The sequence below is a fragment of the Cellulophaga baltica genome (assembly GCF_900102165.1).
Taxonomy (GTDB): domain Bacteria; phylum Bacteroidota; class Bacteroidia; order Flavobacteriales; family Flavobacteriaceae; genus Cellulophaga; species Cellulophaga baltica.
Genome location: NZ_FNBD01000006.1, coordinates 138,358 through 153,062 on the forward strand (window position 1 = coordinate 138,358; position 14,705 = coordinate 153,062).

11 protein-coding genes are annotated in these 14,705 nt (G+C 33.8%); all 11 read right to left on the minus strand.

Going from position 1 to position 14,705, the window contains the following annotated elements:
- The 11 genes from BLQ19_RS11785 to BLQ19_RS11835 all read right to left on the minus strand — a co-directional run bounded on the left by BLQ19_RS11785 (window position 1) and on the right by BLQ19_RS11835 (window position 14,702).
- On the minus strand, window positions 1-483 hold the full coding sequence (locus BLQ19_RS11785; protein ID WP_074538479.1) for a LemA family protein: 483 nt from the start codon (window positions 481-483) through the stop codon (window positions 1-3).
- Window positions 484-755: 272 nt separating this feature from the next.
- Window positions 756-1,820: a hypothetical protein gene (locus BLQ19_RS11790; RefSeq protein WP_074538480.1), complete on the minus strand. Its 1,065-nt coding sequence runs from the start codon at window positions 1,818-1,820 to the stop codon at window positions 756-758.
- Window positions 1,821-1,822: 2 nt separating this feature from the next.
- Window positions 1,823-4,687, minus strand: coding sequence for a hypothetical protein (locus BLQ19_RS11795; protein WP_074538481.1), 2,865 nt, complete (start codon window positions 4,685-4,687; stop codon window positions 1,823-1,825).
- Between the two features lie 223 nt (window positions 4,688-4,910).
- A complete protein-coding gene (locus BLQ19_RS11800) occupies window positions 4,911-5,399 on the minus strand; it encodes a DUF4280 domain-containing protein (RefSeq protein ID WP_074538482.1) in 489 nt (162 codons plus the stop codon).
- 74 nt (window positions 5,400-5,473) lie between these two features.
- Window positions 5,474-6,298 (minus strand): hypothetical protein, encoded by an 825-nt coding sequence (locus tag BLQ19_RS11805; RefSeq protein WP_074538483.1) that lies wholly within the window; start codon window positions 6,296-6,298, stop codon window positions 5,474-5,476.
- Window positions 6,299-6,345: 47 nt separating this feature from the next.
- Window positions 6,346-8,157: a type VI secretion system Vgr family protein gene (locus BLQ19_RS11810; RefSeq protein ID WP_074538484.1), complete on the minus strand. Its 1,812-nt coding sequence runs from the start codon at window positions 8,155-8,157 to the stop codon at window positions 6,346-6,348.
- A 96-nt stretch (window positions 8,158-8,253) separates the two neighbouring features.
- The gene (locus BLQ19_RS11815) at window positions 8,254-10,116 is read right to left on the minus strand and encodes a type VI secretion system baseplate subunit TssF (RefSeq protein ID WP_029449302.1); all 1,863 of its coding nucleotides are present in this window, start codon (window positions 10,114-10,116) and stop codon (window positions 8,254-8,256) included.
- 14 nt (window positions 10,117-10,130) lie between these two features.
- A complete protein-coding gene (locus tag BLQ19_RS11820; RefSeq protein ID WP_074538485.1) occupies window positions 10,131-10,562 on the minus strand; it encodes a GPW/gp25 family protein in 432 nt (143 codons plus the stop codon).
- An 11-nt stretch (window positions 10,563-10,573) separates the two neighbouring features.
- Entirely contained in the window at window positions 10,574-13,030 is a 2,457-nt protein-coding gene (locus tag BLQ19_RS11825; RefSeq protein WP_074538486.1) for an AAA family ATPase, read from the minus strand.
- A gap of 2 nt (window positions 13,031-13,032) precedes the next feature.
- Window positions 13,033-13,545, minus strand: a complete 513-nt coding sequence (tssO, locus tag BLQ19_RS11830) for a type VI secretion system TssO (RefSeq protein ID WP_024480868.1) — start codon at window positions 13,543-13,545, stop codon at window positions 13,033-13,035.
- 14 nt (window positions 13,546-13,559) lie between these two features.
- Window positions 13,560-14,702 carry a hypothetical protein gene (locus tag BLQ19_RS11835; protein ID WP_024480869.1) on the minus strand — a complete coding sequence of 381 codons (1,143 nt, stop codon included), beginning with the start codon at window positions 14,700-14,702 and terminating at the stop codon, window positions 13,560-13,562.
- Window positions 14,703-14,705: the final 3 nt, after the last annotated feature.

The following is a 14,705-nucleotide window of genomic DNA, read 5'->3' on the forward strand; positions in this document are numbered from 1 at the left end:
TTAAAATAGGCTACTTAAATCTAAATTTTTTTTCTTCTCCCTAGCAACCTCTAGGTAATCATCTGCTTTAAACCCGAAAATACCTTTTGTACTATTGCTTAGAAAAATAGCGATAGACCCTTCATAATCAACAACATAAACAGAAATCTGTTTGGCGTGTTCATTTATGGTAAGTTGTAATAGCGCAACGGCATTAATAGACTTAAAATCTTGGTAGTTTTTAAGTGCCATGGCTGCATATCCAACCCACTGGTTCATTTGTTTTCTGGTAGCCATGATTTGAGAGGTGGGCACTGTTTCATTATAGTCCGACCTATTTTTGGAAATGACCGTTAGAAGCTTTATTTCATAAGACATATAGTTATTAACAAGAGTTGTCATATTCGGTAGCGGTTCAAAATGTTTTTTAAATTGAACAGCAATATTCTTTAATCTATAATCCAGCTTATTTTTTTTTACAATTTTAGTATAGGTAAAAATCATGTGGTGATGTTGCTTTAAATGAAATACAACGATAAAAGTCTCAATTTATTGATTTTTCTTTAAGAATAGTTCTTGTACAGAAATATTTTTTTGACAAATTGGATAAGCATTATTTTATAATTAAGATGGTGTTATTGAAAGTACAAAAAGCCATCTGAATAGATAGCTTTTGTAGTTGTTTCCTGGGCTTTATTGGCCAGTAGATATAAATAAGTGACTAGTAAGGGGAAATTGAAAATAACATCAGCGTTCGGAAAAATTTAAATCTTACGCTAAGACATTATTAATGTAAACTCTTTTTTAGTAAACCCCTTTTTAGGAGCATAGAGGTAGAGACCGAAAAATGTTTCATATTCTTCACCGTATTCAATTGCCTTTACCATACCTGCACATTCATTCCTATAAAACAGGTCATCTTTGGTCTTAAATCTCAAAAAGACTACCCCCCCCTGTACATAAAAGACCAATTCATAATCCTTTACAGCTTGAGGCTTAACAGTAGGGTTGTTAAGTAACTGCAACTCTTCGTCCCACATTTCCTGTATTTCTTCCTTACTTTTATAGTAGGCTTGCGCTTGTACGTAAAAAGATTGGTAATATTTTTGCGCAATAAAATCTTTATTGCCTCTTTTATATTCCTTTAAAAAGGTTTTATAATAGTCTAGTATTTTATGCTCTAAAACATCTTGGTCTACAGTACTAAGGTCCGCAGCATCTCCCCAAGAGTTTTCACTAAGGTCATAGGGTACTTTTGCAAAAAACTCAAAAGTATATTCGTAAAAGGGAAGGCCGGTACCGGCAAACACTTCCCCATTGGCATCTGTAGTGGGGCTTTGGTATTCCAATAGTTCCACTTCATCATTTAAGCCCATGGCTCCTTGTTTGTCTAGTTGAATCACCCTAATGCTTACATTAGAGGCATCCCCCAATTGGGTTATGGTTTCCCCGTATTCATACTCTTCTTTGATCAAATCGCCCACGGGGTACATACGTACGGTAACGGTTTGGGTTCCTGATTTTAAGATTGAACCATTTATTCGCAAAGGGCTTGCCAAATTTGAGAGTTCATAGCTTTTATACACTGGCATATCGTTCACCAGTACTTCAATGATACAATTTTCCTTTCCAATCCTTAGATAGTACAAAGGTTCTTCATCAAAGTGCTTTATTTTGGCGGTAATGGCCGCTACTATATTTTCTGAGTTAATCTCTTGTTCGTTTATATCATTACTTGCTAACATAGTTTCTTCTGGGGTTTTATTTACTTGTGATGTTTGTGGTGCTGTCTGTTTACATGACAACAGGGCAATGACGAGCAATAAGGTTATTTTTTTCATAATTAGAGTCCTTTTTTAATATCTTGAAGATTAAATAGATAGTTAATTTTACTTGGAAAATTAAGAGGTTTTAAAATAATTAAATCTGGTTTCCCTCCTTTTAGTTCTATGTCTGATTTTTTTTCTTTTTTTGAGGAGGAACGTTTTTTACCCTTACGATCAATTTTTACATTATAATCATAATTTCCAGCAATACCGGAAAAGTTGAAAAAATCCTGGCTAAAGGGTCCACCTTCATTGTCTAATCCATATTTTCGTTCGAATGAAATACCTCCTTGCAACATGGCTTCCGCTTTGCCATCGACTCCAATCTCTGTTTTTACTGCGGTTTCCTTTAACTCCGCACCCAACCACTCTGGTACATAAGGAGCTATCCAATTGGTCGTAAAAGTAAATTCACTACTCGCTTTTACAAAAGCATAGACAGGTATATTTGTTTTACGACTAAAAGACACAGATTTTTGTTCATTATTACTATTAGTAGTTACTACCTCACCATTTGGCATGGTGTTTTTCATCTCTAAGATTGGAGCGCCATCATCCGGAATATTAAAATCTACCATGAATTGAGCGGAATATTTTCCACTTATTTTTATGGAGTATTCCAGTGATTGTCCTAGTTCTAGGGCATATTGTTGAGCTTTGGTGGACAGGTTTTCTTCCATTGCATTAAGAATTATAATAATATCATTTGGAGTTATCAATTTACGAAAGCCAGATTTATTTAAGGACAAAGTTGCGTCCAACGCACTGGAAGCCATATTTTTGTCTTTATTCCGTTGCATCTGATAGACTCGTTTTGAAAGTGGGATGTTTTTTTTATATTTTTTTAACCTTAAAATTTTCCCCCAAAAACCTACTCCAAATCGTGCTGCGGAGAATAAGGTGCTAACTCCAGTTATATCTAATAAATAGTCTCCTGCATGTCCTTGTACTTCGGCAGTAAGACCAAAAATAGGGTTTGCGCTTAGTTTTAACTCGTAATTATAGCCGCTAGTTCCGTCGGGGAATATTTTATACCCATAACCTATAGAGTGCGTAATTATTGGCATATCTATTTGAAATATGCTATGTTCGGTTTTATTTCCAATTGTATTATAAATATCTTGGGCTTTTTGAATCTTTCTGGCCATACTCACCGTTTTAGCGCTTACCTTTATACCTATTCTTGCGGCTGCAGAGCTACCTCCAGAAAAAATAAGCAGTAAGATATCTACTATAACAAAAATTACGATGATAACTCCAAAGATCACATTACCAATTTGCGGGTAGCGTTCTGTGTATGAAACTATTTCACGGCAATCACCATCTTCTTCGTTATAGTAGGCATGAACACCTACGGCCATACAAGAACCCAAACTTTTAATATAGTCTAAGATAACACTTATGACGAACTCGTTTATAGATTTAAAAACCCCCAAATTTGGAATCATAGTAATGGGTAGCATAAAATAACTGCCTATATCTTCGATTTGCGGTCTATATTTTTCGATCAATTCATCAATACCTTTATGCAACTTGATGTTGTGTATACCCCTAAAATACATATCCTTTTTGTCAAGAATTTGCAACTCTTCTGGTACCGACTCTAATTGAGAAGGGCTTAACATCATTTGAAAGTGTGCGGACCAAGATACATCGGGGGCTATTTTAACACCTATGTTTTTTGAATATCTACAGGTCTCTACCGGAATAGTAATTTCTTCTGCTTTAGGAGGTATAAAATAATCCACTAAGAATTCTAAGTATTTTGAAGACTTTAATCTATGATATTCATCTAGGTATTTATAAGGAAAATAAGGGGTGAAGGATAGTTTGTTTCCTTCATAGCTAATAAGGTGATCTTCTAGAACATCATCTTTATTGATAATTCTTTTAGAATGTGCTTCTTTACCTCTTTCTACTGCAGAGCATTTGGTATTTTCATCATGACCAGTTACTTCAATTACTAAGGGCTTTTTATGGGCACCTACCAGAATGGCTATATTAGGCTGTCTGTAGGGTGTGTTTGTAGGTTCACTATCTTCGTCAAAAATGGTTACAGAATCTTGATCTGCAAAAGAATAGGAAATAGTTTTATACTTACAAGGCTCATAGCGCTGAGTAAAATAAAGTTCTGTACCCACGGTTACAGCCGTCAATGCATTTGGAGCGGTTATAGGTTCTTTAACTTTTCTATTTCCATTAATGGTTAGGAGATTATTTTGACTTTTTCCGTTATAAATCACTCGTTTTCCATTTCGTCCTATATAGGAAATAAGGAGATAAACTTTTCTCTCTTCATTTAATAATATAATATTTTTGGCGTGCCATTGGTACTGATAAACGTCTTTTTTAGCTTCAAAACTGGTTATAACCTCATTGGTAGATTCTAAACATATTTCCGCGACTAAAGTAATTCCTGTAATTGCTTCTCCTGCTATATCAATACCAACAATCGTATTGAAAATTGTTTCATTTATTGCTTGAAATTTTTCCGTTTCAAACCAAGAAGCCTCCGTTATGGTTGGTGAAGCTACCAATGAGATTTCTACTTTACCTAAAACTTTTTTTTCTGGATGCAGTACAGCTTGTATTTCTAGAAATGAAGGAGCGTCATGCGCACCGGCTTGTTCCTTGGATAGGGTTAGTTCCGCTTTTCGCCCCCCAGTATAATCAGACTCATCTACACGAATAGTATTCTCTATTATAACCCATTCTACTTCCTCAAAAAAAGAAGAATCAACTTTATGTTGTACTACTAATTCTAATTGTATGATAGCATTTTCAATTTTATCAAAATCGAGATGAAGTTTGTTGTTTTCTACAACTTGGTCTTGATAACTAGTAATTATTTCAAAATTATTTTGGGCTGTTGATGCTTTCATACCATTGGTTTATGACAATTTTTTATAACAATACCTTTATTTTCCTAACGCTTAATATTAATCACAAAACCTTATTCAGGTTTTTAGGATTATTAGTTATTTACTATTCATTTATATTGTTATTACTAATTTTTATTTAAGCGCTAATCGAACTATAAAATCTCCAAGAATTGTGCAAAAACATATTTTTTTTGAATTGATTTCCCATGCAATTGCCTCGTAGTTATTTTATTAAGCGAAACTTAAATGTCTTTACTTTAGATTTAGAAGGTACTGGGTTCATTTGTTGGGTAATTGCCTGTTCTTCTTCTGTTTCTTCAAAATTACTAGCACTTGGGGTTGCTACTTGTCCGTGGGTTAAAATACTTACACATGGAGAGCCTGCAATGGCACAAGTTGCCTTACTATCTTCTAATAGGGGATACCCTTGATTTTCCATGATTTGGACTTTGTCATAAAAGCCGTCCCAAGCCGTTATAATTGGTTGACAAGGTTTAAAACTACTACCTGTAGGTTGCAACTTACATTGACCAAAAGTATTGGCCGTAAATGGCTGTCCCAATTCCATAGTACTCGCAATTAACTTTTGCGAACCACCAGAATCATTTATAAAATGTTTTTTCTGCGTTTTCACTTGTAAAATATCTGGAAAATCTCCAAAATTACAATTACATTGTGCGCTATGACATACTAAATGTTTATTCGTGCTCATTTAAATGGATTTAAAGGCTTTACATTTTTTAAAATAAAACTTTTATGTATTTCGATATTTTTAATATGGTTAAGTTAATTTTCATTTTTGGACAATTGATCAATGCTCACTTCTATATTTTGTAATATGTTTTGATTTTCGAGAATAACTTGATCAGAACTAATATTGGTAATAACACCATTTGTTGGGTCAAAATCATAACATAATGTGATGGCAGCATTTTGCCGTTTGGTACTTGAATATTTCTCAAAATAAGTATTAGAAACTTTACCGCTAAAAATACGTTGTCTAGTATTATAATAACTTAAATATATTTTTTCTTCAATTTTACCTTCGTAGAAAACTGCAGAAACATTTGCTCTTAATGGCAGTAACAGTTCCTTAGTTGTATTATTATATATGGGATTGAAATATAGTGCCCAAAACCAATCATACATTAAATAATCGATAAGCTTTTTTTGTGTATTGATACCTTTCTCTAAAGTATTTAAATAATTTAAAATGGCGTCGCCTGAATTTTCTTGAAGCGTTTTTTCTTTAAAATATTTAAAGCGATCTATAATTGAACTATACGATGTGCCCGTAATATTTTTTATAGTTCCGAACGGACTTACCATTACTGTAATTGGATATAAGACGCCAGTGCCAAATTTTAAATCAAGCCTAGGTTTTAAAAAGTCGGGAATTTTGTTGTTCACATATAATGCTGTTTTATTTAGTGTAACCTCCCATGTCAAACTTCCTGCCTTTTTTGAACAAGTAATATTCATCTTATATCTAATCTCATCAAGCTGTTTTTTTTGATGAAACTTTATGGTTATTCCATAATCCTTAGTATAAGACAGATCTGAGTTATTATTTTGGTTATAGATGCCTCCGAAAATTAGCTGTTCTATCATTATATAAATATTATAACAGGAGTCATATTAATACGAGCCATTTTGTTCTAAAATAACTTTACATTTTCGCTTCCTTGTATATCAACTCGTTTAGCACTTACGAGTTCGATAGAATCTTTTGAGCTTTCTAAGCGAATTTTGTCCGCATTTTCTAAAATTTCTTTGGCCAATAATGTTTTATTCTCATCTGCTATTTCCATTATGTTTTTTGCACTTAGAGAAAAATCTTCATTTACTTGGGTTATATAATTGGTCCCAGAATTGACTCTAATTTCCTCAGAAGCATTGATATCAATATTTTTAGCACTTAGACTCATCCTTTCTGATGCGGAAATCTCAATATTATTATTGGCAATAATCGTAATATCATTAGTAGCTGTATTAATCTTGAAGACATTACTATTCTTATCCTTAATGGTAATCATCTCACCACCATCGGTATCATTTAGTTCAATGATATGGCCACTGCGGGTCATGATAGCTTTTATATTATTATCGGCATCCGCCATACCACTTTTGGCACTGCTATTATAACCAGCACTCAGTACATAGGGTTTTTCTGGGTTGTTGTTTTCAAAACCTACGAGTACTTCTTCGTCCAGTTCAGGAATAAAGTAAAAGCCTTTACCGTTACCGCCATATGGGGTGTTCATTTTTATCCATGGGGTAGAGGTGCCCATTCTGCGTTGCCAACCAAACTGTACTTTTATACGGCCTAATCCGTCGGGATCATTATTGTCTAGTACAACCCCACGTTGTTCTTCTGCGGAGGGAGTAGCAAATACCGCACTGTAATGTGGGTGTTCTGTACCTTCCGGTACGCCTTCAAAATGATTTTCATAATTACCACTATGATCAAAACGGTGGGCTACTTTGGTAATCATATAAGATCCAAACGCATCTCTACGCGTTTTATCAGAAAAACTAACGCCTTCAATGGTTAAATTATCACCCACACGTAAACCTACAATCTCTGAAGATCCATTAGCAATAATCATATTCGCAGCTTTAGATAAGGTATCTACTTTTGCTACATGGTCTAAACCTTGTTGTCCGCTATATTCATTCTGGTTGTGATTCCAAGAGTAGTTTTCTTTTTTAGCAAATAAACCCTCAGATTCATTTTTTACATGCCCAGCATACATATGTCCGCTTTGTGCACTGTAAGAAGAGGAAACCGATTCTAAGTCGCTATCATTGACCCAATCTTTAGAAGTAAAGCCACTATTTTGGGATTGCAGAGTCGTAGAGAGTCCGAAGGTTTGAATATCCTGACCATACACCCCATTAAATTGTTTGTCTCCCGTACGTCCTACGCAAAAGGTTCTCCCATTGTCATACATCCAAACGCCATAACGTGCACACATACGTTGTAAGAAAGAAAAATCTGATTCGTTATATTGTACTGTATAAGGCAAACGGATGTTAGTTCCACTTCCTATCTCCATTTTAAGAAGGTCAGTGGAATGTCCATTAAAGGTATCACTCACGACTTGGCTAAAAGAAGACCCTTCTTCATAGCTAAAACATTGCACGGAGCGTGAGAGTAAAATACTAGCTCCCTGTCCTGAAAGTACAATAGCTCCAGAGGCACCAATCCCTTTTTGTAAGGCTACCGAAGTAATAATTCCCACATATTCTAATTCGCCATCATTAACGCCTATAGATATTTTTTTACCCGAATAATTAATAGAATTATTCATGAGTGTACCGCCGTACCCTTCGGTAGCATTGGTTTGGAAAACCACACTAAAAGAGCTGTGGGTACCCATGGATTGTTCTATAGAAACCTTATAACCAGATTTAGGAAGAAAACGTTCTCCATCGATAATAAGCACTGGGGTAATCATTTTAGGCATGGCTGTAGAATTTAAAACGTTAAAATAGACACAATCAACGAGCTTAACAAAAAATACACCCGTATTTCGATGAATTACAATATAAATTATAGATTATTAGCTATAAAAAACACGGAAAGGAAGTACATTCGCAGACCTTGATTGGAGGCCTATAAGTACTTCTTTCTTTAAGTGTTCCCAACTTTCTTCATCATATACGGCATCTTCATGCTTGGTAATGTATACATCTGTAGTTGGCGTATATCCAACACCTTCATCTAAAGCAACAACTACACCTTTTTCTATGGTTACTTTGGTAATACTATCTTTAAAAATACCAAAGCAATGTTGAATAATATCCTGTCGTGTAATTATTTTTCCTTTAGAAAGAATATGCTCCCTGTAGGCATATATTTTTTCACTAGCATTCGGTTCATCTTTACCACCAATAGTACCGGTAATAAAGGTTAGCGAATTTGTTAAAAATGCGGTACCCGAATACTGCACTAATTGTACATATGGGTTTATTTTATTGGCCTTGTCACCAGCAGTACTCCAGTAATTTGTAAAGACAAATTGATCTTTATTTTTATTAATGCTATTTTTATTGATGACCAGGTATGGAATTTTATTTTTGGTAAAATCTCTTAATTCTATCTGTTGATCAATCCTAGAAATTATCTGTTTAAGATCTTTTAAATTAGTATTGATAAAATCATCATTCATAGCATTGAACGCAATACTATCTTCTTTAAGCAAATCTATGGTGTAATTTAAAAGTTCTGAAGCATCACGCTCATCAAAACGAGAAACGCCACCAAAACGCAGATATGCCTGCGTACTGGTAGCCGTGTCTTCTTTTTTTCGATCTTGAATAAAATACGTGTTTCCACTATCGCCTTTTATATCTTGCACATCAAAAAAGAAATCTCCATCGACCTCTAGTGGTAAAATGTTAAAATACGGTTTTAAGCGTCTATTGGTTTCATGTCGTTTTTTATTCAACACAGGAAAACAATTGATATGGCAATGTAAATTATCTAGCATTTGACTAGATACAATAGAAGAAAAAGAAATCTTGATCCACAATAATGGTGTTTTAAATTCTTTTAAATCTTTCTCACTTAAAAACGTCTCAAAATCTTCTGGATAGTCTCTTAAATTACTCTTTACATCAATAGCATCTGTAATGGTATAAAAATGATCCTGGTAAAATTCTTTTACATAATTCTCGTAGAACTTAATCTTACTCTGTATAGACTCATTGATATAGGTATTTAAATCTTGCCCAGCGAATTCTAATTCATTGTACCCATTAACCACCTCTAATGGGTTACCATTTAAAGACCATTTAGATAAACCTAATTGGTGCGTTAATACATTTTTTTGAGAAAAATTAAGCAAATCAAAATAACAAAGTAAGTCTTGGATAGATGTTACTTCATCATCTGGTTTTATTCCTAAATAAATACTAGAACCATCTGCAGCGCCCACAAAATTCTCTTTGAGAATAAAAGGGATGTTCCGGTGGTTTTTATGTGAAGCAATTTTTTCTGGATAGGCGATATAGTCTAAACTGCAATTGCTAATTTTAAAATCTCCTGCGGGAGCAAAGAAAAAATCTTCAAAATCGTTTTTACCATTCTCCCTGAAAATTGGCATTCTCTTTCGGTGGTAAAATTCTGAACGTTCATTAATATTAAGAGTACTGTCTATTGGTAATGCATGCATTACGGCATGGGCAGGCCTAGCGGTTACAGAAACTTGGGGCGTTAGTAAATCTACCAAGCGCTCTGTAATTCTTGTTCTACTAGATTTTATGGTATCTGAAATACGTTCAAATTCATGCGCACAAGCATCAAAAAGTATACTGACAATTGGATCCAAGGAATATTCAATTTCCATTTCATCCATTCCCCAGGTATCGGCAGCCCTTCTAATTAACCGTTCTTTTATTTCTTCTTTACTTAATGATTTCATTCAGGAGTATGTGTTTACTTATAAGATAGTGGTGCTAAATAATAATCTCCACTAAAATAATACGGTTCGTTGGTTTTTAATAATGTTCCTGTAATTGTAATATTTAGATATTTTTTCAATCGTACTTTATTAGAATTTTCAGATACACTTTCTTGCAAATTAATGGTCAGATTTGTGTTGCCTAATCGCTTTTCATAGGTTTCTATTTGATTGGTAAGCGATCTTTTAATTTGCTCTTTTAAAACATTAGCATTTACTAACAGGTCAAAATCTGTCTCCCATATTTCACTACCAAAGCCTTCATCAAAAACATATTCTTCAAAATAGGTGGTTATAATGATGCTTATAAATTGTGATATAGATTCTTGTAGCGTTATTCTTCGAAGTTCTTTCTTCTCAAAAAAACGCTTAAAATCAAAAGGAGCTTCGTAGTACTGTTTTGCCATTTAGCCTAGTTTTACTTGGTTACTTCAAAAACAACGACAGTGTCTTTTAAGCTGATTTTTACTGTTTGTGGTGCTGTAATCTCACCAGAGATAATCATACGAGACAAAGGTCTTTTTAATTTATTACGGATGACCGCTTTTAAAGGCCTAACACCATACGTGGATGAAAAACCGTCTAAGGATAAAAAGTCTTTTGTTTCTTTATCAATGTCAAGTGTAATTCCTAATTTATTCGCTAAAACAAGCAATTCCTTTTTAAGATGTAAGTCAAAAATAAGAGGTGCATTTTCTTTCGAAATAGGGGCAAAGGGAATAATCTCTGTGATTCTACCTAAAAATTCTGGCCTAAAATATGGCGCCATTATTTCTAAGATTTCATCAGAAGAGGGTGTGGTTCCATCAGAAATTTTCTCTGCGATAAATTCTGATCCTATATTAGAAGTAAAAAGAATTACGGCATTGGAAAAATCGCCTAATTTACCCAAACGGTCACTAAGTTTACCTTCATCTAAAATTTGAAGGAATACATCAAAAACGGACTGGTGTGCTTTTTCAATCTCATCAAAAAGTACTATAGAATACGGTTTTTGTCTAATCTTATTTACTAACATACCGCCTTCTTCATACCCAACATATCCCGGAGGTGCACCGTATAAAAGTGCCGCTGAATGTTCCTCTTTAAATTCAGACATGTCAAAACGAATGATAGCGCTTTCATCATTAAATAAAAACTCTGCCAATGATTTTGCTAATTCTGTTTTTCCTGTTCCTGTAGGTCCAGAGAAAAAGAAAGAGCCAATTGGTTGGCCTGCTTTAGAAAGCCCCGACCTTGATTCTATAATAGCTTCTGTAATTGTTTTTACCGCATGGTCTTGACCAATAACACGTTTCTTAAGCGTAGCTTCCATCTCCATGAGACGTTCGCGCTCTTGTGTTTGTACTTTTCCAGCAGGTATGCCGGTAATACTAGATACAACAGCTGCCAAATCTTCATCAAAGATTTCAGTTAATTCTTTTGTAGAATGCACTTCAATAGCTTCTAGAATCGTAGTTAAATAAGCTACTTTATCAGCATAGGAAGGAAAAGACAATAAATCTTCTGTATCATATTTCCCGATAATAATAGGCCCTAATTTATTCTTAAGTTCTATGTAGATCCAATCTATTTCCTCTTTGCGCTGTTCTTCGGATAAGGTTTCTGATTTCTTTTCTAAAAAGGCTAATTTATTTTTTAACTCTTCTACATCTGCAGGTAGTGATTGCTGCGATACTTTCGCTGCAGCCATGGTTCTATCTACTAAATCTAGAGCAGAATCTGGAAGGTTTTTTTCTTTTAAATACCGTTTAGAAAATAAAATAGATTCTTTTAACGTATCATCAGAAATTTCTAATTGGTGGTGTTTTTTAAATGTTTCCCCTACATTTTTTAATATTCTAAAAGCAGTTTCTGTATCTGGTTCTTCTAAACTAACCGATTCAAAACGCCTGCTTAAGGCATCATCAGATGCTATATGCTTTCGGAAATGTTCTGGGGAAGTGACTCCAATAAGAACAATTTCTCCTTTATTTAATTCAGATTTTATAACATTTAATATTCCCTGGCTCGTAGCATTATCTTGCAGTAGGGCATGAAAATCATCCATAACCAAAATAGGCATGGTAAAGGATTTTGCCTGTTCAAAGATTTGTTGTAACCTATCTTCTACTTCTCCTTTATAAGAAGCTCCAGATAAGAGTAGGGTAGTGTGTATTTCTAAAAATGTAGCCTCTTGTAAAACATCTACGATTTTCTTTTCAGCAATTAATACTGCTAAATTTTTAATTAAAATAGATTTTCCAACACCCGATTCTCCTTGGATAATCACATTAGGTTTAGACTTTCTACTTAAAATTTCGGTAATACTCTTTAATTCCTTATCTCTATTGATAATATGCGCAAATTCTCCAGCACTAGCCAATTCTACAAGATCTGAAGTATATTTGGTCAACACACTAGTATCTGTTGCTTCAGAGGAAGTTGCAGAAGTACTAATTTTAGGGTTGACTTTCCCTTCCGTACCTTTTTGAGTTTCTAAAAGTTGATTGTGACTAACAGGGAGCGATTTTAATTGATCAAAACTAAAGCCTACACCAGGAGTTATTGCTGCAATGAATAAGATCAATAAATCAACTTCATCCTTACCAAGCTTCCCTTTAATATCTTCAGCTTCTACAAATACTAGTTGTACACCAGAATCTGCTTCTACTTCTGTATTTCTAGAAGATCTTTTTGGGGTTTGTTCAATGTTAACTTCTGCCCATTCTTCAACAAAATAAACATCTACACCTAGATTATGAAGTTTACGCAAAAGCGATAAATCTCTATTTAAAGCTGCCTTAATTAAATGTGCAGCGGTGTAATTTTGATGCTGATTTTCTTCTGCAATTTGTGTTGCAATATAAATAGCCTTTTCAACTTCGTTATTCATACTTATTGGTTTCTGTTTATACGTCTGGCTAATTCTAATGCGGTTTCTAAATTTCGTATTTGATCTTCATAATCATCCAATTGCTTATCTAATTTATCAATTTCAGTTTTAGCATTGGCTACCTGTTTTAAATCTCTTTTTGCGTCTAACAATTTCTTATAAGTAAGAATTAAATTCTCATACATGTTCCTGTTTTCAAGAGAGTCTTTTGGAATATCATTCTTAATTTTTACTAAGTCAGAATTTATAGATTGTTCTAAAAAGATATTTCCTTGTTTTGTTTTATCTAATGAATCTATTAAAACATCTACACGTTTTAGTTCATTGATAAACTGCTTCTGATACATAAATTCATACTGAATTTTCTTGTTTTCTGCACGTAAGACATCATTCTCTTTCCAAGGTAATTTGTAACTAAAAAACACCGCTACAAAAAGGAGCACAATAGTGACCAAAAACATGAGTAAAAAAAGTAGAAAAGCAGATATCCTTTCTTTTTTATTTAAAATTTCCATAGTATAATTTTATTTTATTCCGCTAAAAATGAAGGACCTCCAGATTTACCGAATTTGTCTTCTACAATATTTTCATTTACAAATATGCCCATATCTCTACGTTTACCGATATAATCTACTTGCGTCAGAATAGTGAACAAACGCTCAATTACATTCATAAATGAATTGATGATGAATAAGTTTTGATTAACATCTGTATGCTTGTAATCAATATTGATAATGTTGGTAAATATTTTTTCATAATCACCCCCCTTTAAATCTGTCCATTCTCCAAAATAGTTGAACAATTGTTCTTTATTTTCCGGTGATGATACATCTACTGAGCTCTTGAAAAGTCTTGAAAAACTAACGATAATTTCAATTAATTTCTTAGGATGCATTTCATACTCTTCCCATTTTACATAGGTAATTTGTTGTGATAAATAAGCATACAATTTATCTACTACTGTATGCATAGCGTCTGCAATAGGATTATCACTCTGCTTGGTATTTATTTTTTGTACAATTAGTATAGAACTGCGTTCGGCCATTTTCAAGAAAGCTTCTGCAACATTATAAAAATCGATTAATGCTTCACTAGTTCCTAGGGTAGTAGAGGGCGCTATGTAATCTGTGGCTGCGGCCAAAGCATTATTCTCTCTGATAATTTTAGCGATAGGAAGCTGGTTCCCTGCTAGTCCAGATTTTTCTAAATCATTTGCAGTTACAAAAGTGAAAAAATACCTATTTGTAGTATACGGATAACGAGGAGGCATTTCTTTTGGGTTTTGCTCTCCAAAAGCAACTGTATCTTCTTGATCTACATTTAAAAGAACAAAACCTTCTTCTAATTTGTTATCTGCAAACTGCTCAACAACCACATCTTCTTTAACCGCTGGTGTGAAGTTTGTAATTTCTACACGCGTACCGTTTGGAGTGATAGCACGTAATTTTTTAATCGAAATTTTTAAGCTTTTATGTACATCAATAGTAACAATGTATTCATTATGATCACTTAAATGTGATGCCAATAAACCATAACCATCTTTTCCTATTCTAATACTGGTAAGATCTTTTGCTGTATTTTCTGCGTAGTCTTGGAGGTTTTGAAAATGCTCTTTAGAGATTTTCATACCATCGATCCAATTTGTTTTAAAGTGTTTTATGTCCTCTATCATAAT